Here is a 23,431-nt window from a genome sequence, read left to right as displayed (position 1 = left end):
AGATAACCTGCAATGGCCAGCCAATGCTGGCCCGCCCCCAATGTTTCAGCTTAGCTGGCGAAGTCGATGCCAGTTTGTATGTCGCCTTTCAGGCCGTCGAGCATTTCGTCCATGCATTTTTGTTCGAATGCACTTAGTTTGCCGTAAGACAGGATTTCTTCTGCGCCATTTTTGCCTAAGCGTACTGGTTGCGCGAAGAACTTAGCGTTGTCGCCCGGGCCTTCTACGTAGGTGCATTCAATAGTGTCCTGACCTTGTAAACCTTTCAGCAGTGACAATGCAAAACGTGCTGCTGCCTGTCCCATAGAAAGGGTTGCTGAGCCGCCGCCAGCTTTAGCTTCGACAACTTCAGTACCGGCATTCTGGATACGGTGAGTTAAGTCTTTGATTTCTTGCTCTGTAAACTCAACGCCTTCAACCTGAGACAGCAATGGCAGAATAGTGGTACCGCTGTGCCCGCCAATTACCGGAACTTCTACGTTTTCTGGGTTCAGACCACGCAACTCACCTACAAAGGCTTCTGAACGAATAACGTCAAGTGTGGTAACACCGAACAGCTTACGCTTGTCGTAGCAACCAGCTTGCTTCAGTACTTCAGCAGCGATTGGAACGGTGGTGTTTACTGGGTTAGTAATGATACCAACACAAGCGTTAGGGCAGTTGTCTGCAACGCCTTGCACTAAGTTTTTAACGATGCCTGCGTTCATGTTGAACAGGTCAGAGCGATCCATGCCCGGCTTGCGTGGTACGCCGGCAGGAATTAATACGATGTCGCTGCCAACTAATGCTGATGCCAGGTCGTCTTTACCGAAGCCTGTTACTTTCACGTCGGTAGGGATATGACTTAAGTCAACCGCCACACCTGGAACTACTGGCGCAACGTCATACAACGATAACTCTGAACCTGCTGGTAATTGGGTTTTCAGAAGTAATGACAATGCCTGGCCGATACCACCGGCCGCACCTAATACGGCTACTTTCATCTCAGACTCCGTTTTTGTTGGTCAATTTAAACTGCTTAAAAATGCAGAATTTGGGGCAAAACTGTACTCCTATATCAGTAAAAATACAACTTTGCCCGATACATATTCAGCACTCGAATAGCGCATCTTTATGCAGTACACTGTCCATAATTATAGCACGTAAACAGCATAGGAATTTGACACTCACATGGTGCAGGACACGTTACTCGAAGCTTTTAAAACTTTGCTCCGCGAAGAGCGTTACGGCTCTCAGGGAGAAATTGTTAACGCCTTGAAAGCCGAGGGCTTTGATAACATTAGTCAGTCGAAAGTGTCGCGCATGCTGAGTAAGCAAGGAGCGGTTCGTACCCGCAATGCAAAGCAGGAAATGGTCTACTGTTTACCGCCTGATTTAGCAGTGCCTTCCACCCGGGCACCATTAAGCCAGCTTGTACTGGATATTCAGCATAATGATGTAATGGTCATTATTCGCACAAGTCCGGGGGCCGCTCAGTTAATTGCCCGGTTACTGGATTCCGTCGGAAAAAAAGAGGGCGTACTTGGTACTATTGCCGGCGACGACACCATTTTTATCGCTCCGCTTAAAGTTGCTGATATTGAATTCACTCTGCGAAAAGTGCGCGAGCTGTTTGCGAATCAGGCGGTATTGCCCTCTTCATAGTCAGCTATGTCTTCGGCAACTTCTTTGTTCGCTTCCATAAAACGCATTGAAGGAACAAAAAAACCGGAGCTTGATACAGCTTGTGAGTAATCAAGTAAAGGGTCGTAAGCCCCTTGTTCATCGGCGTAATAACGGTTCTTTAACCACTGAACAACCATTTTAGGCGAATGGCTAAAATACATGGCCAGAAGCCCCTGTTCACGCAAGTCGCCCCAGGGCATATTTTGCCGCAATAGTGGAATAGGCTGTTCGCTACTATCAATTAAGCGACTTTTCGCAGCGTGAGTGACACCTTCTATTTTGGCTTCTGATAAACGTTCACCGGATACTTTCTCACGCCCCATTAACTGTTCCTGCTTTTCCGAGCCTAAATAGTCCCAACGGCGCAAATCATGCCGAAACTTCTGCACGAATAAGTAGCTGCCGTCGACAAAATCGGCGTCGTCCTGTGCATCAACTAAAGCGACTGTGCGCTTACGCATACCCCGCGGGTTATCCGGCGCATCAATAAAGCCGGTTAAGTCGCGGCCGTCCAGATAGCGGAAGGAACGGATTTGCTCAGCCACTTCAATGTCGTAACCGAACCATTCCATTAGTGTGCGTCCCGCCAGATAGTTAGCGTCGAAACGGTCACAGCGAATTTGTATAACAAGATCATAGGGGTGTCTTGGCGCTTCACGGTCTCCATCGCTAAGCTCTGGAAAAGCCTGCAAGTGTAGCGGTCGCTTATGCGGATAGAGAATATCCCAGTAGTCTGCCCCTATGCCAACAAAGCCTGTTAACATGCCTTCAGAGAAACGGGCGTCAAGATCGCGTAAAATAGCTGGAAAACGAGCTAACTTGCGACGTAAACTTTCAACGTCGTCGCTCATGACGTGACAAAACAACGTCAGACCATGCAGATTAGGTTCCGCGTAGACTCCTGACTGAGCTTTATCCACCCTATTCTCCCGTTTAACTGTTATTTTTGTGGGTTCGTTCTATTCGCTTTTACATTAATTAGCGCAAGAGGCATTATAGAATGCCTGTATTCGTTATGACACCGCAAGGAAAAATCATGCGTAATCTGATACTTATTTTTGGTTTGCTGGGCGTTACTGCCTGCACCACCACAGCTGATAACCAAACCCAGCGTAGCAGCACACAACAACAAAGTGCTGCTGCTGAGTTTCATCAACTGGCTGACACTATCTGGGAAGAACTGAATAAGTCCAGCGATACTGAGCTGACCGATATGTCACCGGAAGCGTTAGAAAAACGCTACCAACAACGCTCAAAGTGGCTCGAACAGCTTAACGCCGTTAACCTTAACGCGCTTAGCCAAGATGACCAAATTAATCACTCGATGATCCATTATACGTTAAAAAACAAAGTGGATGAGTATCGTTTTAAAGCACACTATATGCCATTAACAGCAGAAGGAAGCTTCCACAGTTCTTTGGCTTTTATGCCATCGTATACCTCGTTTTCTTCAGCTGAGGACTATCAGAATTACATTGCGAAGCTGCGTTCAATTCCACGTTATATGGAACAACAAACGCATTGGTTACGTAAAGCGATAGAGGAAGGTTATACGCAACCGGCCGCTGCTATGGCTGGCTTTGAAGAAAGCATACTGGCCTACATTGTACAAGATGCCGACCAAAGCGTGTATTTCTCACCGTTTTCTGATCAACCGGGTTTTATTGATGACCAGCAGTGGAAGCAGCTAAAAGAAGATGCGTTAACCGCTATTGATCAGCAAGTCATGCCCGCGTATGACGACTACTTTAACTTTATGGTCACTGAGTATCTGCCAAACTCTCGTGAGAGTGTTGGTGCCAGCGAGCTACCAAACGGCGATGCTTTCTACCAGAACAGAATTAAACATTACACCACGCTTGATATGAGCGCTGACGAAATCCATGAAATTGGTTTGCAGGAAGTTGCGCGTATTCGCGGCGAGATGCTGGAAGTTATTGAGGAAACCGGTTTTGACGGTAACTTTGACGAGTTTGTCGACTTTTTACGTACAGATGACCAGTTTTACCCGGAAACTGCTGAAGAGTTATTGGAATATGCCGCCTGGATAGCAAAGAAAATGGACGGCGAACTTCCAAAGCTGTTCAAAACTTTGCCTCGTCAGCCTTATGGTATTGCCCCGGTACCGGCTGAGATTGCCCCCAAATACACAACAGGCCGTTATTCAGGTTCAAGCCGGGATGATCGCGCAGGTTTCTACTGGGTAAATACCTACGCACTGGATCGCCGTCCGCTTTACCAGATGGAAGCTTTAACTCTGCACGAAGCAGTACCAGGACACCATTTACAAAGCGCTATAGCCAACGAGCTGAAAGACTTACCGGAATACCGCCAGCAGACTTATATTTCAGCTTTTGGTGAAGGCTGGGGTTTGTATTCTGAATACTTAGGTCTGGAAGCCGGTTTTTATGAAGACCCTTACAGCAACTTTGGTCGTTTAAGCTACGAAATGTGGCGAGCGGCGCGTCTGGTAGTTGATACCGGCATGCATGCTAAAGGCTGGAGCCGTGAACGGGCAATGGAGTTTATGGCGAATAACACTGCGTTATCGCTGCACAATGTGAAAACCGAAATTGACCGTTACATTACCTGGCCTGCACAGGCACTTTCATACAAGCTGGGCGAACTGACCATTAAGCGTTTGCGTGCAGAAGCCGAGCAACAGCTGGGTAATAAGTTCGATATTCGTGAATTCCATGATGCAGTACTGGAAAACGGCAGCGTGCCACTGAAAGTACTCGAGCAGCACATCAACGACTGGATTGCCGAGCAGAAATAGAACAAAACCCCCGCTATCAGGAAGACGCCTGCCAGTACGTCCCTGTAAGGCTTGGCTGGCGCCATCCATGGCGCCAGACACTTCCTGATAGCGGGAGTTCTATTTGTTTATTTCTACCGTATTCAAAACCATCCATAGCGCTGCACACCTCCTGAAAGCCCTTATAACCATCGGCGCACTCATTATTCACTGCCTAAACCAGCCTACTTTTAAGGCTCAAACTTCTTTGTTCCAACCTCACGCCCTAATCTTTCTTTTGCTTCACTAACAGACAGCAAGTTCTGGTTTCGGATATCCCGCTCAGCTAGGTTCATTAGCTTAAATGTGGCGATAACTTCTTCGACATTTAGTGATGGTGTGTTTTGCTTAATGTGACTGATAGTTTTTATCTGCATAATTAGCTCCTGCCTGAACAACCAATCTAACTATAGCCCATTAAGAAACGACCCGAAAATTAGGCACAAAAAAACCGCCGAAGCGGTTCTAGGTAAACTTATTTGGGAATGAAAACACATTATGACCGGTAACAGGAAGTGTCTGGCGCCATGGATGGCGCCAGCCAAGCCTTACAGGGACGTACTTGCAGGCGTCTTCCTGTTACCGGTCATTATGTTCCCATTCCCCATCATTAAGCCACGTTGATGGTTGGGATGATGTTTTCCTTGGCCGCTTTTTCTGCGTCGCGGAAAGCATCCATCTGATCGAAGTTCAGGTATTTGTAAACTTCGCCAGCCATTGAGTTGATGTCCTGTGCGTACTCCAGATATTCTTCCGGAGTTGGCAGGCGACCAACGATAGCACCGACAGCTGCAAGCTCTGCAGAGGTCAGATAAACGTTAGCGCCATCACCCAAACGGTTCGGGAAGTTACGCGTTGACGTAGACAATACCGTTGCGCCTGGTTCTACCCGTGCCTGGTTCCCCATACACAGCGAACAACCCGGCATTTCAGTACGAACACCGTTACGCTCGTAAATGTCGTAGTAGCCTTCGACTTCCAGCTGGGCTTTGTCCATTTTGGTTGGTGGTGCAATCCACAAACGGGTATTTAATGGGTCAGAGTTTTTCTCTAACAATTTACCCGCCGCGCGGAAGTGACCAATGTTGGTCATGCACGAACCAATGAAGACTTCATCAACGTTGTTGCCTGAAACTTCGCTCAGAAACTTCGCATCGTCCGGGTCGTTCGGACAACAAACGATTGGCTCTTTAATGTCGTTCAGATCAATTTCGATAACCGTCGAGTAGTCAGCGTCTTTGTCCGCACGGGTCAGCTGTGGATTCTCTAACCAGTCTTCCATCTTACGGGCACGACGTTCCAGCGTACGTGTATCGCCATAGCCTTCGTTGATCATCCAACGCAGCATGGTGATGTTAGAACGCAGGTACTCGGCAACTGACTCTTCTGACAGGTCGATGGTACAACCGGCCGCTGAACGCTCGGCAGAAGCGTCAGACAATTCAAATGCCTGCTCTACGGTTAAGTGATCAAGACCTTCGATTTCTAAGATACGACCCGAGAAGATGTTTTTCTTACCGCGCTTATCAACGGTCAGATGACCTTCTTTGATAGCAAACGCAGGAATGGCATGAACCAAGTCACGCAGAGTGATGCCCGGCTGCATTTCGCCTTTGAAACGCACCAGTACAGATTCTGGCATATCCAATGGCATAACACCGGTAGCTGCAGCAAAAGCAACCAGACCAGAGCCTGCCGGGAATGAAATACCCAGCGGGAAACGCGTATGTGAGTCACCACCAGTACCAACGGTGTCTGGTAACAACATGCGGTTCAACCAGCTGTGGATGATACCGTCGCCCGGACGCAAGCTTACGCCGCCACGGTTCATGATGAAGTCAGGCAATGTATGCTGAGTTTCAACGTCAACCGGCTTAGGATAAGCGGCGGTATGGCAGAACGACTGCATAACTAAGTCTGAGTTAAAGCCAAGGCATGCCAGGTCTTTTAGCTCGTCACGAGTCATAGGACCGGTAGTGTCCTGAGAACCCACGGTGGTCATCTTCGGTTCGCAGTATGCGCCCGGACGAACACCTTCCATACCACACGCTTTACCGACCAGCTTCTGCGCCAGCGAGAAACCTTTGCCGCTGTCTGCTGGTTGCTCTGGCTTACGGAACAATTCTGATGGACCCATGCCCAGAGATTCACGTGCTTTTTCTGTCAGGCCACGGCCAATAATCAGGTTAATACGACCACCGGCACGGACTTCATCTAAAATTACGCGAGACGCATAATCGTATTCAGCGATAACGTCGCCGGCTTCGTTCTCGATTTTGCCTTCGTATGGGTAGATAGTGATGACATCGCCCATATTCATTTTTTCTACGTCGACTTCAAATACCAACGCACCTGCGTCTTTCATGGTATTGAAGAAAATAGGCGCGACTTTAGAGCCAATACAGATACCGCCAGCACGTTTATTTGGTGTGCCCGGCATGTCTTCGCCAATGTTCCACAGTACTGAGTTGGTCGCAGATTTACGCGAAGAACCGGTACCCACTACGTCACCAACGAAGGCAACCGGGTGACCTTTTTCTTTCAATTCTTCAATTTGCTTGCCTGCATCAGTAATGCCTTCGCGTGGCATTTTGTACATGGCTTTAGCATGCAAAGGAATGTCCGGACGAGACCAGGCATCCGGTGCCGGAGACAGGTCATCGGTATTGGTTTCGCCAGTCACTTTAAAGACAGTTGCTTTAATTGACTTAGCCAGCTCGTCGCTGTTGGTGAACCATTCAGCGTTGGCCCAGGATTCAACCACTTCTTTCGCCAGCGCATTACCGGCTTTCATTTTCTCTTCCACGTCGTGGAAAGCGTCGAACATTAAGATAGTTTCTTTCAGTTCTTTTGCCGCCAGTTCAGCCAGCTGAGAGTCGTCCAGCAATTCTACTAAAGTGACGATGTTGTAACCGCCGTGCATATTGCCCAGCAGTTTCACTGCGTATTCTTTACTCACAACCGGACTTTCAATTTCGCCCTTAACAACGGCGCTTAAAAAGCCTGCTTTAACATAGGCTGCTTCATCCACACCCGGCGGTACACGCTCGGCCAGCAGCTCAACCAGGAAGCCTTCCTCGCCTGCTGGGGGATTTTTCAGTAATTCCACTAAATCGGCTACTTGCTCGGCATTTAATGGCTTCGGAGGGATGCCTTCTGCGGCGCGCTCTTCTACGTGCTGACGATATTCTTTAAGCACTTATAGTACCTCTCATTTGCTTGCATGAATTCTAGACGGTTCACTAGTGCGGCGCATTATACGGATTTTACTGTTAAATTCCCATGACACGGGGCTATAAAACAGATAATTCAGGGTATAAACGGGGTGAATGCGCCCGGGTTACGGGCGCGGTACTCGTTGTACTATGGCGTACATGACAGGCACAACAAACAAGGTCAGCAAGGTGGCAAAACCAAGACCAAACATAATGACCGTTGCCATGCTGGCAAAGAAGGCGTCAAACAGTAGCGGTATCATGCCCAAAATGGTAGTGGCTGCCGCCATTCCTACCGGACGAACACGGCTGACGGCGGCATCGCTTAACGCCTGAGCCGCCTCTTTACCAGCGTCCAGCTCAGCATTAACCTGTTCCAGCAACACCACACCGTTTTTAATCAGCATGCCGGAGAGGCTGAGGAAGCCGAGCAAGGCCATAAAGCCGAAAGGTTTATCCAGTAGCAAGAGTCCAACAGTGACTCCAATAATGGAAAGTGGCACTGTCGTCCACAGCACTGCAGCCTGACGAATACTGTTAAACAGCAGCACGGTGATAATAAACATCACCAGAAAACCTAAGGGCAAGGCACCAAACAAAGCTTTTTCGGCTTTACCGGCGGCTTCATGCTCGCCGCCCCAGGTTAATTCGTAGCCTAACGGCAAGTCGATAGCCTCAAGCTTAGGCCGGACACGCTCAAATACTTGTGCGGCCGTTTCCTCACCCAGTAAATCGTGATCGGCCATAACAGTGAGTGTTCGCTTACGGTCACGACGAAGTATTAAGGGATCTTCCCAAACCACGTCAATTGAACGCGCAACTTGAGCCAGGGGCACAAAACGGTCGAACGCCGGACTGTAAATTTGCAGCTCCTGCCAATTATCCAAATCGACCCGCTCTGCTGCCGGTGCACGCTGCACTATCGGTAATAAATCAGTGCCATCACGGTAAATGCCAATCTGTCGACCCACAAAGTTGGCCAGTAGCAGGTTATTCACATCTTCTTTCGTAATTCCGGCACGCCGGCCTGCCGCCTCGTCATATTCCGGGCGCAACAATTTGGTCGGCGTACGCCAGTCAGAGCGAATGTTTACCGCACCGGAGTCTTCGGCAAGAATGTTCTGCGCCTTTTTACTCAGCTCACGCAGAGTATCAATATCCGGACCGGAAAAACGCGCTTCAATTTTGGCCGGAGTAGCCGGACCAATTTCAACCCGTATCAGTTTGTCCTCAACGTCCGGATGCTCTTCGCGAATTCGCTGGCGAATATCGCTCATTAAAGTGTCCATAACGTCTTTGTCTTCTACCCGCACCAGTAACTGCGCATAACTTTCGTAACTTTTCTCCACCAGATAGGTCAGGGTAAACCGCGGTGCTCCCTGGCCTATGGTCGTAGCTACCGACGTGACTTCGCTTTTCTCCAGCAGGTAGTCTTCCAGCCGCTTAGAATCTTGTTCGGTATGACGAATATCGGTGCCTTGTGGATACCAGAGGTCAACATAAAATAATGGCGTTGTTGATGGCGGGAAAAATGCCTGTTTCACCTGGCCGAATCCAACCACAGCCGCAACCAGCATTGCCAGCATCACTACCATGCTGATAATTCGGTGCCGCAAACAAACTGCCAACGTCTTCTTATAACCCCGGTATACAGGGTGAGAGAAGACATCGTCCTGATCATCACCACTGCCAATGTCCTTCGCGGAATATAGGCGATCGGCCAGAAACGGTATAAGCGTCAACGCAGTCACCCAGCTCAGCAGCAAGGAGATGAGTAGCACCCAGAATAAACTTCCGGCAAATTCACCGGTGGCGTCAGCCGACAGGCCAATAGGCGCAAAAGCAATAATACCGATAACGGTAGCACCCAGTAGCGGCCACTGATTCTGCTTAACCACACTAACCGCGGCATCCACTTTACTCATACCCCGTCGCATACCGACCATAATACCGTCGGCAATGACTATCGCGTTATCTACCAACATCCCCAGCGCAATAATCAACGCACCCAGCGATACCCGCTGTAGGTTAATATCGCCAATGCGCATGAAAATAAAGGTGCCCAGCACGGTGAGTAATAAAACCGTGCCTATAAGCAAGCCACTGCGGAAGCCCATAGTCAGCAGCAACGCAATAATAACAATGGCCACCGCCTCTACCAGATTCAGCAGAAAATCATTAACTGAGTTCTCGACCTGATGCGGCTGGTCGTAAATGCGGTCGACCGACATTCCCAGAGGCTTAGCGTACTCCAGCTCATTCATTCGTTTTTGCAGGCGCTCGCCCACTTCCACAACGTTCACGTTGTCAGCAAAAGAAAGCGCCAGCCACAAAGAGGCCTGCCCGTTATAACGCACCACGTGATCCGGAATGTCCTTGGTTTCCCGATAAATAGTTGCTACATCGCGTAGATAGATTCTTTCAGCGGCTCCGGGGTTACTGATAACCAGCTTTTCCATATCTTCAACATCGGCAAATTCACCGCTGGTGGCAATGCGCAATGCTTCCTGATCAACGGTTACCCGTCCGGCGTTTGCTACGGCATTCTGAGTTTGCAACAGCCCGGCAATACGGCTGGGAGGGATACCAAAATTGGCCAGACGTGAGCGTGATACTTCCACCACAACCTGCTCTTGCTGCTCTCCTGCAAGAGTCACTTTGCCTACACCATCAACCAAAACCAGTTCACGACGCAAAAAGTCAGCATAATGCTCAATATCTTTATAGGAATAATCCGGCCCGGTAATAGCCATCATAACGCCATACACATCGGCAAAGTCATCGCGAATAATGGGTTCGCTGGTGCCCGGAGGGAGCTGGCCTTTGGTGTCGTTAATTTTACGCCGCAATTCGTCCCATATTTGGTGCAAGTGCTCTTCGCGGTAGATGCTTTTCATCTCAACCGTTATTTGCGACAACCCGGGCTTGGAAATTGACTTTACGTGGTCGACGTAACTTAGTTCCTGAATGGCATTTTCCAGCTTGTAGGTCACCTCTTCTTCTACCTGCTGAGCTGATGCCCCCGGGTATGGCGTAATGACCATAGCTTGCTTAATTGTGAATTTGGGATCTTCCAGACGACCAAGCTGAGTCAGGGCAACCAGACCACCAATTAACAGGATGAGGAATAACATCCAGCTCGTGGTTTTTCGCTCCATACTGTATTGAGCTATATTCATTACAGACCCCGTTCACGTTGCCATTCACGAACTTGCTGATTATCTTTCAGCTGATGAACGCCTGCTATGACTATGGTTTCCCCCTCCTGCAGCCCGTCGAGTACCGTAAGGCCATCGTTGGTCATTGGTCCGACATTCACTTTACGTTTTTGCACGCGCATATCGTCGTTAACAACCCAGACATAGGAAGCGTCGTTTGTTTCACTAAACACCGCTTTAGCCGGAACCACCATGCCAATTTGAGAGGAGCGCAGCACTTCATTAATATCGACAATAACCGTTGCGGTCATGCCTGGCAGCACGTTGATATCTTGAGGTTTAGGTAAAGTGAATACGACTTCATAAGCATTCGTCGCGCCATCAGACTGCGAGTCCCACTCTTTTAAATGAGCCGGATAAGTAAATTCCGGTGCGGCATCAAAGCGCACTTCAGGCTGATAATCGATTTGCTTTTTAACCTTGGCAAAGAGTTTTTCCGGTACATTAATACTGATATCAATAGCGTTGCTGATTTGTAACGTCACAATGGGCTGTTTAGCCTGCACATTCTCATAAGCTTCCACGGCCAGGTTAGCTACAACGCCGTCAAAAGGTGCTGTGAGCCTGGTATAGCGTAGGTTCGCTTTTGCGGTTTCGTAGTTTGACTTAGCAACGGCTAATTCTGACTCTATTTGGTCAAACTGCCCTTCCGACATGACACCTTCATTAACCAAAACTTTGTTTCTATCGTATTGAGATGATGCCAGTTCATATTGTGCTTTCGCCTGATCGACAGCCAGTTGGTAGTCGGTTGGATCCAACTGCGCGATGAGATCGCCCTGCTTGACTTCGGTACCCGGGCGGGCTGGTAACTCAGTAATTTCTCCGGCGACACGGAACGTCAGTTGAGCCACTTTGGCCGCCTCTACCACAGCAGGAAATTCACGTAGCCGCGGCCCGTCGGCTTCAGCCACCTGCATAAGCCGCGCGGGACGCGCCTGTTGAGTATCATTAACTTCTGCTTGTTCACTGCACGCCGCTACAACAACAGCGGCCAGAGCGATAGAAAGAGGTTTCAGCCAGCGCATGAATTTGGTTCCGATATTTTCAGGGAAATTTAATTGGAATAAGTTTACCGTAAGTATAGTTACAGTTATATTGAATTAAAATTAAAAAGATAATCAGAAAAATTTAATGAATTTATCTCACCTAAAAATGATGATCACGGTAGCTAACCTCGGTAGTCTGCAAAAAACAGCCGAGCAACTCAACCGCACACAGTCCGCGGTTAGCATGGCGTTAAAAAAACTGGAAGAGAACGCGGGTTTCGCTCTATTTAACCGCGATGGCTATCGACTGGAACTGACCGAGCAGGGGCAACACTTTTTACGTCAGGCAGAAGAAGTGGTGCGCCAGCAACAGCGTCTCCAGTCGCTGGCAACACAGTTGAAACATGGGGCCGAACCCCTGCTGACACTATGCTATGACCATACCTGCGACAGTAAGCTTTGGGTGCCCAGCATCCAGCACATTCAACAACAATACCCGACTACCGAACTGCACGTAGACGGCGAGTCACAAATGCGGGCGCTGAAGCGTATAGATAACGGCAGTGCCGACTTAGCTTTGTGCCCCTGGCTGCCTTTATTTCGTCAATATGGCGACTTTGAAACCCTGCCGGTAGCACCGTTTGAATTAACGGTTGTGATTTCAACTGCGCTAATGAAAGAGTTTGGTCGTATGCCGCAAAGCCGCCAGGATTTATTAGAGCTGCCTATGCTGGTGCCGCAAAACCTGGAGATAGGCATTAATCTGGATGCAGTACTGCGTCTGCCCAGCCAGCAGCGCATAAGGGTAAATGAGGTTAACACTCAGTTTGAATTGCTAATGGCCGGTTTTGGCTGGGGCATTATTCCCAAACACATTGCCCTGGACGCCCTTGAGCAGGGCAAGCTGGTTGAAATTAGCATTCCCGGATTCGTTCAGCAAGTGCGCCTCGAAATTCATTTGGTGCGCTCTGCAAACAGGACGTTAGGCCCCGCTGCTAACGCTATCTGGCAGCGGTTTGCCTAACGTTCACGTCAGGTGGTGTGCCGGATGACGAGCGCTGGAGGCTGTAGTGAACCATTGTGGAGGACGCCCGTGAATACATCCCTGTAGGGCTTGGGCAGCGCCATCCATGGCGCTGCACACCTCCTCAATGGTTCACTACAGCCGTCTGGCGCACTCTTTATCCACCACACCACCTGACCTATAAATTCAGACCCATAAGTAATTACTTCCGCGCTAGATAAAACACGGCGGGGATCACTAGCATGGAAATTAGTGGTGCCAGTACCATACCACCCACCATAGGAGCGGCGATGCGCTGCATGACTTCGTTACCAACACCGCCGCCCAGCATTATCGGTAGTAGGCCGACAATAATGGTCAGCACGGTCATGGCTTTGGGTCGTACCCGCAGCAACGCGCCTTCTTCTACTGCTGCTTTTAGCTGATTTTTGTCGTACGCCACGGCTTTCCAGGCATTGTTTAAATACAACAACATCACCACGCCGAATTCCGCGGCGACACCGGCAAGAGCTATCATGCCGACAATAACGGCCAGTGACAGATTGTAATCCAACAGATAAATCAGCCATAAGCTACCGGTTAATGCCAGAGGTAAGGTACCTATCACCAGTAATGCCTGCGGTAGCGAACGGAAGGTCATGTAAAGCAACAACAGAATAACCAGCAACGTCAGAGGAATGATCTCTTTTAAATCACTTTCCACCTGTTGCATGGCTTTGTATTGCCCGGTCCAGCTCCAGTTGTAACCTACCGGTATTTCCATTTTAGCCATAGCATCGCCGACTTGATTAATGTAGTCGCTAACCGTGATGCCTTTAGCCGGTTCAATAAAGATCCAGCTGCTTAAGCGGGCGTCCTCACTTTTCAGCATAGCTGGGCCCTGAGTCACCCTAATGTCAGCCACATCGGATAACGTCAGCCATTTTCCGGAGGCCGATTTAACCGGCAGAGTTTTCAGCTTCTCGATATGGTCGCGTTGCTCTCGCGGATAGCGCAAGTTGATAGGAAAACGCTCATTTCCCTGTACCGATGTCGCAATATTCGCACCACCAATCGCGTACTGAATATGATCGTGAATGTCGCTTTGGCTAATGCCGTAACGGGCAGCTTCACGCAGTTTAGGCTCTATCTCGATATAACGACCGCCACCAGAGCGCTCTGCAATGACCGAACCTGTCGCCTCCTCTTGAGAAAGAGTATTTTCAATACGGGTCGCCAACTTTTCTATTTCACGAAAGTCACTACCGCTGACTTTAATAGCCAACGGGGTTTTAACGCCGGTGGCCAGCATTTCAATGCGGGTACGAATAGGCTGAACCCAGGCGTTGGTCACGCCAGGTATTTGCACCCGGTCATCCAGCTCAGCAATGATGTCGTCCACCGTGATTCCTTCACGCCATTCACTTTCAGGCTTGAGAGTAATGCTGGTTTCTATCATCGTCATTGGTGCCGGATCGGTGGCGGTGTCAGCACGACCGACTTTACCGAACACACGCTCAACTTCGGGCTGCTCTGCAATGAGCTTATCGGTTTGCTGTAGCAACTCACCGGCACTTTCAACACTGATACCCGGCAGAGTGGTGGGCATGTACATGAGGTCACCCTCATGTAGCGGCGGCATCAGCTCGTAATTGAGTTCTTTATACGGGTGCCAGGCAGAAGCCGTAACCAAAAGAGCCAGCACGATAATGGTTTTAGGGAACTTAAGTGTGAAAGCCAGCAGTGGCCGGTAAAGCGCAATTAACCCACGCGACAACCAGTTCTTTTCTTCAGCAGGTATTTTCCCACGAACCAGTAACGCAATCAGCACGGGAATAAGTGTCACGGCAATAATTGCGGCAGCGGCCATGGCCAGAGTTTTGGTATAGGCTAAAGGCTCAAACAGACGCCCCTGCTGGCCTTGCAGCACAAATACCGGAACAAAGCTGACGGTAATGACCAGTAGCGAGAAGAACAGTGAAGGCCCCACTTCGCGACAGGCTTCATTCACAATTTTCAGCCGCGCGGCGCCTTTAGCTACTATCTGATGCCGTTCCTGATAGTTCTGCAGATGCTTGTGGGCGTTTTCGATCATGACAATGGCAGCATCCACCAACGCACCAATCGCAATGGCGATTCCCCCCAGGCTCATAATGTTGGCACTGATACCCAGCATGTTCATTATCCACACCGCGAACAACACCGACAGCGGCAAACTGATAATGGCCACCACTGCCGAGCGCGCATGCCAGAGAAACAAAATGCACACCACAGCAACAAAGAACATTTCTTCTATCAGCTTGGTGGTGAGGTTATCTGTCGATGCCTGGATCAGGTTTGAGCGGTCATAGGTCGGCACCACTTTGACGCCGTCGGGCAGACCCTGTTTTAGCTCCTCCAGTTTATCTTTTACTGCGGCAATGGTTTGTAGGGCATTTTCGCCATGACGCATCACCACAATACCACCCACGACTTCGCCGTCACCATTCAGCTCGGTAATACCGCGGCGCACCTGCGGCCCAATGCGAATATCAGCCACTTCTTCCAACAGCACAGTACCCTGCTGCTCTGATGTGAGCGGCAAGGGAATTTTGCGAATGTCTTCGACACTTTTTAAATACCCTAAGCCACGTACCATGTATTCGGCTTCGCCCATTTCAACCACAGAGCCACCTACTTCATTATTGGCCTGCTGAATGCTTTGCTTTACTTGGTTCAGAGTAAGGTTATAACGATGCAAGGCTTCCGGCTGCAGCACCACCTGGTAGGTTTCAACCATACCGCCGACGGTGGCAATTTCTGCTACGCCCTGCACACTTTGCAGTTCCTGTTTTAAAAACCAGTTTTGCAGGCGGGTTAACTCACCCAGGTTACGCTGGTTGGTTTCGTCTACTAAAGCGTATTGATACACCCAGCCAATGCCGGACGCGTCGGGCCCTAACTCCGGCCGAACTTGCTCCGGAAGCTGGTTTTGTGCCTGATCAAGGTATTCGTTCACCCGGCTGCGGGCCCAGTAAGGGTCAGTGCCGTCTTCAAAAATAACGTAAACGTACGAGTCGCCAAAGAAGGAGAACCCACGCACTGAGGTGGCTTTGGGCACCGACAACATCACGCTGGAAAGCGGGTAGGTCACCTGCTCTTCCACTACCGCCGGCGCTTGTCCCGGGTAATTGGTTTTGACGATAACCTGAACTTCCGATAAATCCGGTATTGCGTCCAGTTTGGTTTGCTGCAGCGACTGCCAAGCCCAGAATGCCAAGCCTAAGAACAGCAATAACACCATCCACGAATTACGTATGGAGGCTTCAATAATACGAGCTAACATAAAACCTCCTAGTGGTTATGTTGTGGTGCAGGAGCTTCGTCGCTGCTATCCAGTCCAAGCCCTTGCAAGCTGGCCTCTGAGTCTAGAAGGAATTGACCCGAAGTAACCACTGACTCACCTTCCTGCAAACCTTCTTCAATGGCAATTTCATTACCAACCCTCAGCCCGGTAGTTACTTCACGCACTTCAAATTCGCGCTCACCGGATTTAACCACCACACGATTATTCATGCCCGTAACAATTAAACTGGCAACCGGCACAACCACTGCGTCTTTTACTGGCTCCAGCTCAATATGCGCGGTTGCCCATAAACCTTCGCGTAGCCGGTCAATGGAGTCGTTAACCGGAATGCGTACTTTGATGGTCTGGGTTTCCGGATCGACTTGTGGATAAATGTAGTCAATGGTGTTCATCCAGTGGCCGCTGGGAAAATGTTCAGAAGATATATGTGCCATTTGTCCGGTTTTTAACTGTTTACTGTAACGCGCCGGAACATCGGCAAAAAACCACAGCTGATTGTCCTGCGTCAGAGTCAGTAATTTAAGCCCGGGAGACACATACATGCCTTCCTGAATATCCAGACTGGTAATATAGCCAGACTCAGGCGCGTAATAGTCCACCACATATTCGGTTTCGCCACCTTGCTCCAGCGCTTTAATCTGCGCTTCACTCATACCTAACAGACGCAGACGTTGCTGGCCGCGGCGTTTAAAGCTTTGCTGGCTATCACCGTTGCGGATATCCGAGAGTGAATCAAGCAGTTGCAGATAGTCGTCCTGTGCCACGACCAAGTCTGGTGCGTACAGGCTGTAGAGTTTGTCGCCTTTTTCTACCCACTGACCTTCGACATCGGCGTGTAGTTCTTCTACCCAGCCTTCTGCGCGGCTGTGAATATGCCGCTGCGCAGATTCCTGCCAGCGCACCTGAGCCTGCGCCATGAGTTGCGGCTGTAAGTCTTTACGAACTGCTTTTGCGGTGGTTACCCGAATGGCCTGCTGACTGGACTCTGGCACGGTGAAGCTTTTTTCACTTTTGGCCTCATTCTCGTCTTCATTCTCTGCTTCATGCTCAGAGTGGTCCTGTTTAGGCTCTTTCTTAACCAGATCCATACCGCAAATTGGGCAGGTTCCCGGCTCATCACGAACGACCTGACTGTGCATTGGGCACACGTATTCGGTGCTCTGCTCGAACGGGTTTTGATCTTCTGAATGATTGTGATTCTGTTCCTGAGCCAAAGTTAAAAATGGGATCAGGACAAATATAGCTATCCAATAACGCATGGTATTTCCTCGAAAACAACGGTTTAAGACGTAAAAACTGAGCTTAAACTGCGTTTTTCGGTGGACGTATCAGCGTTTCAGTAATAACCGGAAGATTTGAGTAAAGAGGGTCGGCAGCGTGCGTGGATGCTGCTGGCGAAAGTTGTTTGAATGGATTTATCAGCGCCAGTTGACCGGCACAATGTTGTTCGCACTGCTGGCAAAATGAGCTTTCGCTATCGCAGTTCGACTGTTCCATCGACATGTCGGACTCATCACAACAGTCATGCTGTGACATATCCTGAGATGACGAAGTACTAACGGCGTCTGACATAGGCATAGCATGTACTGCTGGTGAGGAGAAACTCCCCACCAGCAATGCTGTAACTAATATCCAGATGACCGTTAGTGTTTTCATAGTCCGCTATATTACCAGATAGTAACGCGGTTTTCAGCAGGAACGAACAGCTCGTCGCCTTCTTTAACATCAAAGGCTTCGTAAAACGCCGGAACGTTCACAACGGTGCCGTTCACACGGTACACGGCTGGTGAATGCGGGTCACTCATAACCTGCTCACGAATAGCATCTTCGCGATACTTGCCGCGCCATACCTGAGCCCAGCCAATAAATACACGCTGTTCGCCAGTAAAGCCATCGAGAACTGGCGCTTCTTCGCCGTCTAATGACATTTTGTACGCTTCGTACGCTATAGTCAGGCCGGCTAAATCGCCAATGTTTTCGCCCAGAGTCAGGTCGCCGTTAACGTTAAGGCCTTCGATAGGTTCATACTCGCTGTACTGTGCAGACAATTGCTGAGTCCGTTCCTCGAACGCCTTTTTATCAGCATCAGTCCACCAGCTTTGCAGGTTACCGTCGCCATCGTATTTAGCACCCTGGTCGTCAAAACCGTGTCCCATCTCGTGACCGATTACCGCACCGATACCACCGTAATTCACCGCCATTTCGGCGTCCATATCAAAGAATGGAGGCTGAAGAATGCCGGCCGGGAAAACGATTTCGTTACGTACAGGGCTGTAGTAAGCGTTGACTGTTTGCGGAGTCATGCCCCAATCTTCTTCATCAACAGGACCGCCAATTTTGGCAATTTCTTCCTGATAATTGAACTCAGCGTAAGCTTTGTAGTTAGCAACTAAGTCAGTTGACGAAATTTCCAGTTCGCTGTAGTCGCGCCACTTGCTTGGATAGCCTACTTTCGGGTCAAACTTCTCCAGCTTTTCTAAGGCTTTTTCTTTGGTTTCATCCGTCATCCACTCCAGATTACGAATAGATTGACCATAAGCATCACGCAGATTTTCAATCAAGCCTTCCATTTTTTCTTTCGCTTCTGGCGGGAAGTACTCTTTAACGTAAACCTGACCCAGCACTTCACCTAATACGCCATTGGTTGCGTCTACTGCGCGTTTCCAGCGAGGCTCCTGCTCTGGTGTACCACGCAAGGTTTTTCCATAAAATTCAAAACGACGCTTGCTGATGTCTTCGCTTAGCGCAGAAGCGTACTCGTTCACCAGACGGAAACTTAAATAGTCTTTCCAGGCCTGTAAATCAACGTCGTTAAATAATTCACCAAACTCTTCAAAATAAGATGGCTGACGAATTACCATTTCTTCAACGTCAGATAAGTCGGACGTATCAATGAAGCGTTTGAAGTCAAAGCTGTCAAGCATGTCAGCAACTTCGTCGGCTGACTTTTTATTGTAGGTTTTATCAGCATCACGGCTTTCTACACGACTCCACTGAATGTCAGCCAGCTGAGTTTCCAGCTCCAGAATACGCTCGGCGGCGTCATCGGCATTTTCAACGCCGACCATTGTCAGAATGTCCTCGGCGTATTCTTGGTAAGCCTCGCGAAACTCTTCAAACTTCTCGTCGTCTTTCAGGTAATAATCGCGGTCCGGCAGGCCAAGCCCTGACTGTGAAACATACATCGCGTTAATTTGTGGGTCCTTTGCATCCGGGTATACATAAAAGCCAAATGGAATTGAAACACCACCACGGAACATACGTGCCATATGTTCAGCAACTGAGTCATGATCTTGCAGTGCCTGAATAGCGTCTAAGTCGCTTGCAATTGGCTTCGCGCCCAGCTCATTCAGTGTCTCAACGTCCATATAGGCGTTGAAGAAGTCGCCGATTTTACGCTCGTTTGTGCCTGGTTCAGGGTTCGATGAAGCTGCTGACTCAATGATGTCGCGTAAACGCTTCTGGTTCTGCTCGCGTAAATCGAAAAAAGAGCCTACCGATGAACGGTCAGAAGGAATTTCTGTTTTATCAATCCAGGTACCGTTTACATAACGGAATAAGTCATTCTGCGGTTTAACGCTGTGATCAAAGTTCTCAAGTACAACGCCCGAACTCAGTTCTTGTTTTGTTTCTTCGGCCTGCTGGGTTTGTTGTTTTGATTCTTCCTGCTGCGGAGAACAGGCGCCCAGAGTTAATGCCATAGATACGCCAAGCGCTACAGCGGTTAGTTTTTTCATCGGTTGTTACCCTTTCTTTAGTGTTCGTTATTTTAACCCCACTAAACTAGCGCATTGTTAAATTCAGCGCAAAAAAAACGGCTGCATTCGCGATGAATACAGCCGTTTTACCGATAGATTATCGTAACAAAATGTTACTTCTTCTTTTTCGCCTTAGGATTCGGCATATCGGTAATAGCACCTTCCTGAATTTCAGCAGCTAAACCAACTGATTCATGTAAGGTTGGGTGTGCATGAACAGTCAGAGCGATATCTTCTGCATCACAGCCCATCTCAATTGCCAGGCAAACTTCGCCCAACAATTCACCAGCGTTAGTGCCACACATAGAACCACCAATAATACGGTTGTTCTTATCAAAGATGAGCTTGGTCATGCCTTGCTGTGCGTTTGAAGCGATAGCGCGGCCTGAAGCTGACCAGGGGAAAGTCACTGCATCATATTCGATGCCCTGCTCTTTCGCTTCTTTCTCAGTAACACCTGCCCAAGCAACTTCCGGGTTAGTGTACATGATAGAAGGAATGACTTTAGGTTCGAAGAAGTGCTTCTTACCGGATATCACTTCTGCCGCCACGTGCGACTCATGTACCGCTTTGTGCGCCAACATGGGTTGGCCAACAACATCGCCAATGGCAAAGATATGGTCAACATTGGTGCGCATTTGGCTATCAACTTTGATAAAGCCACGATCGTCGACATTAACGCCAGCTTTGTCTGCATCAATTTTATTACCGTTTGGTGCGCGGCCTACAGCAACCAGTACAGCGTCGTACTTGACTGGATCTTTTGGCGCTTTATCACCTTCAAAGGTCACATACACACCGTCTTTTTTCGCTTCAACATTGGTCGCTTTAGTATTGAGCATAATATTCTCAAAGCGGCCTTTGATTTGCTTGTTGAAGTTCTTGATGATGTCGGCATCCGCTGGCGGTACCAGTTGGTCCGTCATTTCAACCACATCAACCTTAGAACCCAGTGATGCGTAAACCTGCCCCATTTCCAGAGCGATGATACCACCGCCTAACAACAACATTTTCTTAGGAATTTCTTTCAGTTCAAGCGCGTCGGTGGAATCCCATACGCGGTCGTCGTCATGTGGAATGAACGGCAATTTAATGGCTTGAGAGCCCGCAGCGATAATCGCGTTATCGAATTTAACTTCGGTTTCGCCGTCGTCGCCTTCAACTTTAATGGTGTTGCTGCCGGTAAATTTGCCGTAACCGTTAACAACTTTTACCTTGCGCATTTTTGACATCTGGCCAAGGCCACCGGTTAACTGGCCAACCACTTTTTCTTTGTGTTTGCGCAGTTTATCCAGGTCGATTTTCGGTTCGCCAAACTCAATACCTTCTTCTGCCAGGTGCTGAGCTTCTTCAATGTGCTTGGTCATGTGCAGCAATGCTTTTGACGGGATACAGCCAACGTTCAGGCAAACACCGCCTAAGGTGCTGTAACGCTCAATCAAAACAACATCCAGACCCAAGTCAGCTGCACGGAAAGCTGCTGAATATCCGCCCGGGCCCGAACCTAACACCACTACCTGTGTTGTAATTTTGTCGCTCATGTTAACCCCTTTTTTGTCACAGCCAGTTGAGCCACCGGCTGCGCTCAGTCAACGCTAAATGTGGCGCTATTGTAGCGCGAATTTTTTCGTATTTCCTACCCCAATTGGTGCTTAAAGCACCAATTTGCGGATATCTCCCAATACACCACTTAAATAGGCGGTGAAACGCGCGGCCTCAGCACCATCAATAACACGGTGATCGTATGACAACGATAATGGCAGAGTCAGACGTGGTTCAAACTCTTTGCCGTTCCATTTCGGTTTCATCTCGTTACGAGAAACCCCGAGAATGGCCACGTCAGGAGCATTCACGATAGGCGTAAAGGCTGTACCACCAATACCGCCCAGGCTGGAAATTGAGAAACACCCACCTTGCATATCGGTTGCTTTCAACTTACCGTCACGCGCTTTCGAGCTAATTTCCACCAGCTCTTCCGAAAGCTCGTAAATGCCTTTTTTGTCGACATCACGAATAACCGGAACCACCAGACCATTTGGCGTATCAACCGCAACGCCAATGTTCACGTACTTTTTCATGTACAGTGATTCACCAGACTCTGATAAGGACGAATTAAAGGTCGGGAACTCACGCAGGCCTTTGGCACACGCTTTCAAAATAAACACTAACGGCGTTATCTTGAAGCCCAGATCTTTCTTCTTAGCCACTTCGTTTTCTGACTTACGGAAGTTTTCCAGCTCAGTAATATCGGCCTCATCGAACTGTGTTACGTGAGGGATAGTCACCCAGTTACGGTGCAGGTTTGGTCCAGATTTACGCTGAATGCGCGACAACTGAACTTCTTCCACTTCACCGAACTTGCTGAAATCAACCTTCGGCGGATCAATCACTTGCAGTCCACCACCGCCCTGGCCTGTTGCACCAGCCACTGCTTTGGGACGGGACAGTTCGTATTTAACGAACTCCTGCACGTCTTCTTTCAGTATGCGGTCTTTAGGGCCTGAACCTTTCACTTGCGATAAGTCGACACCAAATTCACGAGCCACACGGCGTACCGCAGGTGACGCATGCAGAATGCCTTCTTTACGGTCGCTCCGCTGGCTTGGATGATCAGGAACCGGCGGCTGACGTTCGCTACTTGGCTTAACGCTACTGCCGCTGTCTTTATCTTTCTTCTGATCTTTGTCTTCGGACTTCTTATCAGATTCTTTATTAGATTCTGACTTCTCTTCTTTCGCTGAGTCTTTCTCTTCAGCTTTAGAGTCATCAGCGCCGCCTGCAACTTTCAGCTTGGCAATAACTGAGCCCTGCGACACTTTGTCGCCGACCTTCACCAGCATTTCTTCAATTTCGCCGTCTTCCGGGCAAGGCACATCCATAGTCGCCTTATCCGTTTCCAGCGTAATTAAGCCGTCTTCAGCAGAGACTGAATCACCTTTAGAGACCAGAATTTCGATGATTTCAACATCTTCTTCGTCACCAATATCCGGAACTTCTACGTCGATAACTTTGCTGCCACCAGAAGATTTTTTCTCAGGTTCAGAGTCTTCATCTTTCTCTTCTTCCTGTTTATCTTCCGATTCTTCAGCTTTGTCATCGGCTTCTTTATCGTCGCTTTCTTCTTCGTCCGCTTTGTCATCGGTTTTGTCTTCAGCTTCTTCTTCGCTGTCAGACTCATCCGATTCGTCGGCTCCTCCGGAAGCTTCGATCATAGCCAGCACGTCGCCTTCGCTAATGGTGTCGCCAACTTTTACCTTCAGCTCGGTAATTTTACCACCTGAAGATGCCGGAATATCCATGGAAGCTTTGTCGCTTTCGACAGTAACGATACCGTCTTCCTGCTCAACGGTATCGCCTTCACTGACCAAAATTTCAATGACTTCTACTTCTTCGCCGCCCACGTCGGGGACTTTGAGTTCGATTTGATCGGCCATCTCAGT

The 23,431-nt window shown here is 49.0% G+C and carries 15 protein-coding genes; 3 read left to right on the top strand and 12 right to left on the bottom strand.

Translation table 11 applies throughout. The features are described from left to right. Positions 1-50 precede the first annotated feature (50 nt). On the bottom strand, positions 51-983 hold the full coding sequence (mdh, locus tag ACN0TF_RS09750; RefSeq protein WP_417441761.1) for a malate dehydrogenase: 933 nt from the start codon (positions 981-983) through the stop codon (positions 51-53). Between the two features lie 187 nt (positions 984-1,170). On the opposite strand from mdh, the gene argR reads away from it, so the two are divergent. Further along, positions 1,171-1,644: a transcriptional regulator ArgR gene (argR, locus tag ACN0TF_RS09745; RefSeq protein WP_011233732.1), complete on the top strand. Its 474-nt coding sequence runs from the start codon at positions 1,171-1,173 to the stop codon at positions 1,642-1,644. Here argR and ACN0TF_RS09740 read toward each other — a convergent pair. Then, a complete protein-coding gene (locus ACN0TF_RS09740; protein WP_417441760.1) occupies positions 1,620-2,585 on the bottom strand; it encodes a Dyp-type peroxidase in 966 nt (321 codons plus the stop codon). The genes argR and ACN0TF_RS09740 overlap by 25 nt on opposite strands. Positions 2,586-2,701: 116 nt before the next feature. Between ACN0TF_RS09740 and ACN0TF_RS09735 the strand changes: the two genes are divergently transcribed. Next, complete coding sequence (locus ACN0TF_RS09735) at positions 2,702-4,444, top strand: DUF885 domain-containing protein (RefSeq protein WP_417441759.1); 1,743 nt, start codon at positions 2,702-2,704, stop codon at positions 4,442-4,444. 209 nt (positions 4,445-4,653) lie between these two features. Here ACN0TF_RS09735 and ACN0TF_RS09730 read toward each other — a convergent pair whose 3' ends face one another. The 4 genes from ACN0TF_RS09730 to ACN0TF_RS09715 all read right to left on the bottom strand — a co-directional run bounded on the left by ACN0TF_RS09730 (position 4,654) and on the right by ACN0TF_RS09715 (position 11,923). Further along, positions 4,654-4,839 carry a hypothetical protein gene (locus tag ACN0TF_RS09730; protein WP_417441758.1) on the bottom strand — a complete coding sequence of 62 codons (186 nt, stop codon included), beginning with the start codon at positions 4,837-4,839 and terminating at the stop codon, positions 4,654-4,656. A 233-nt stretch (positions 4,840-5,072) separates the two neighbouring features. Further along, positions 5,073-7,661, bottom strand: a complete 2,589-nt coding sequence (acnB, locus tag ACN0TF_RS09725; RefSeq protein WP_417441757.1) for a bifunctional aconitate hydratase 2/2-methylisocitrate dehydratase — start codon at positions 7,659-7,661, stop codon at positions 5,073-5,075. A gap of 141 nt (positions 7,662-7,802) precedes the next feature. Further along, positions 7,803-10,856, bottom strand: coding sequence for an efflux RND transporter permease subunit (locus tag ACN0TF_RS09720; RefSeq protein WP_417441756.1), 3,054 nt, complete (start codon positions 10,854-10,856; stop codon positions 7,803-7,805). Next, positions 10,856-11,923 carry an efflux RND transporter periplasmic adaptor subunit gene (locus ACN0TF_RS09715; protein WP_417441755.1) on the bottom strand — a complete coding sequence of 356 codons (1,068 nt, stop codon included), beginning with the start codon at positions 11,921-11,923 and terminating at the stop codon, positions 10,856-10,858. The genes ACN0TF_RS09720 and ACN0TF_RS09715 overlap by 1 nt, the downstream gene beginning before the upstream one ends. A 106-nt stretch (positions 11,924-12,029) precedes the next feature. On the opposite strand from ACN0TF_RS09715, the gene ACN0TF_RS09710 reads away from it, so the two are divergent. Further along, positions 12,030-12,908 (top strand): LysR family transcriptional regulator, encoded by an 879-nt coding sequence (locus ACN0TF_RS09710; protein ID WP_417441754.1) that lies wholly within the window; start codon positions 12,030-12,032, stop codon positions 12,906-12,908. 202 nt (positions 12,909-13,110) lie between these two features. On the opposite strand, the gene ACN0TF_RS09705 is transcribed toward ACN0TF_RS09710, so the two are convergent. From ACN0TF_RS09705 to aceF, 6 genes are all read right to left on the bottom strand, one after another. Then, positions 13,111-16,212 (bottom strand): efflux RND transporter permease subunit, encoded by a 3,102-nt coding sequence (locus ACN0TF_RS09705; RefSeq protein WP_417441753.1) that lies wholly within the window; start codon positions 16,210-16,212, stop codon positions 13,111-13,113. A gap of 8 nt (positions 16,213-16,220) precedes the next feature. Beyond that, positions 16,221-17,492, bottom strand: a complete 1,272-nt coding sequence (locus tag ACN0TF_RS09700) for an efflux RND transporter periplasmic adaptor subunit (RefSeq protein WP_417441752.1) — start codon at positions 17,490-17,492, stop codon at positions 16,221-16,223. Positions 17,493-17,535: 43 nt separating this feature from the next. After that, the gene (locus ACN0TF_RS09695; protein WP_133493658.1) at positions 17,536-17,889 is read right to left on the bottom strand and encodes a hypothetical protein; all 354 of its coding nucleotides are present in this window, start codon (positions 17,887-17,889) and stop codon (positions 17,536-17,538) included. Between the two features lie 11 nt (positions 17,890-17,900). Next, positions 17,901-19,970, bottom strand: coding sequence for a M13 family metallopeptidase (locus ACN0TF_RS09690; RefSeq protein ID WP_417441751.1), 2,070 nt, complete (start codon positions 19,968-19,970; stop codon positions 17,901-17,903). A gap of 134 nt (positions 19,971-20,104) precedes the next feature. Further along, positions 20,105-21,532: a dihydrolipoyl dehydrogenase gene (lpdA, locus tag ACN0TF_RS09685; protein WP_011233721.1), complete on the bottom strand. Its 1,428-nt coding sequence runs from the start codon at positions 21,530-21,532 to the stop codon at positions 20,105-20,107. Positions 21,533-21,643: 111 nt separating this feature from the next. After that, complete coding sequence (gene aceF / locus ACN0TF_RS09680) at positions 21,644-23,425, bottom strand: dihydrolipoyllysine-residue acetyltransferase (protein WP_417441750.1); 1,782 nt, start codon at positions 23,423-23,425, stop codon at positions 21,644-21,646. Between the last annotated feature and the right edge of the window lie 6 nt (positions 23,426-23,431).

It is taken from the genome of Idiomarina sp. (assembly GCF_048265525.1).
In the GTDB taxonomy this organism is placed as follows: Bacteria; Pseudomonadota; Gammaproteobacteria; order Enterobacterales; family Alteromonadaceae; genus Idiomarina.
This window is presented reverse-complemented; position numbering and strand designations above follow the sequence as displayed.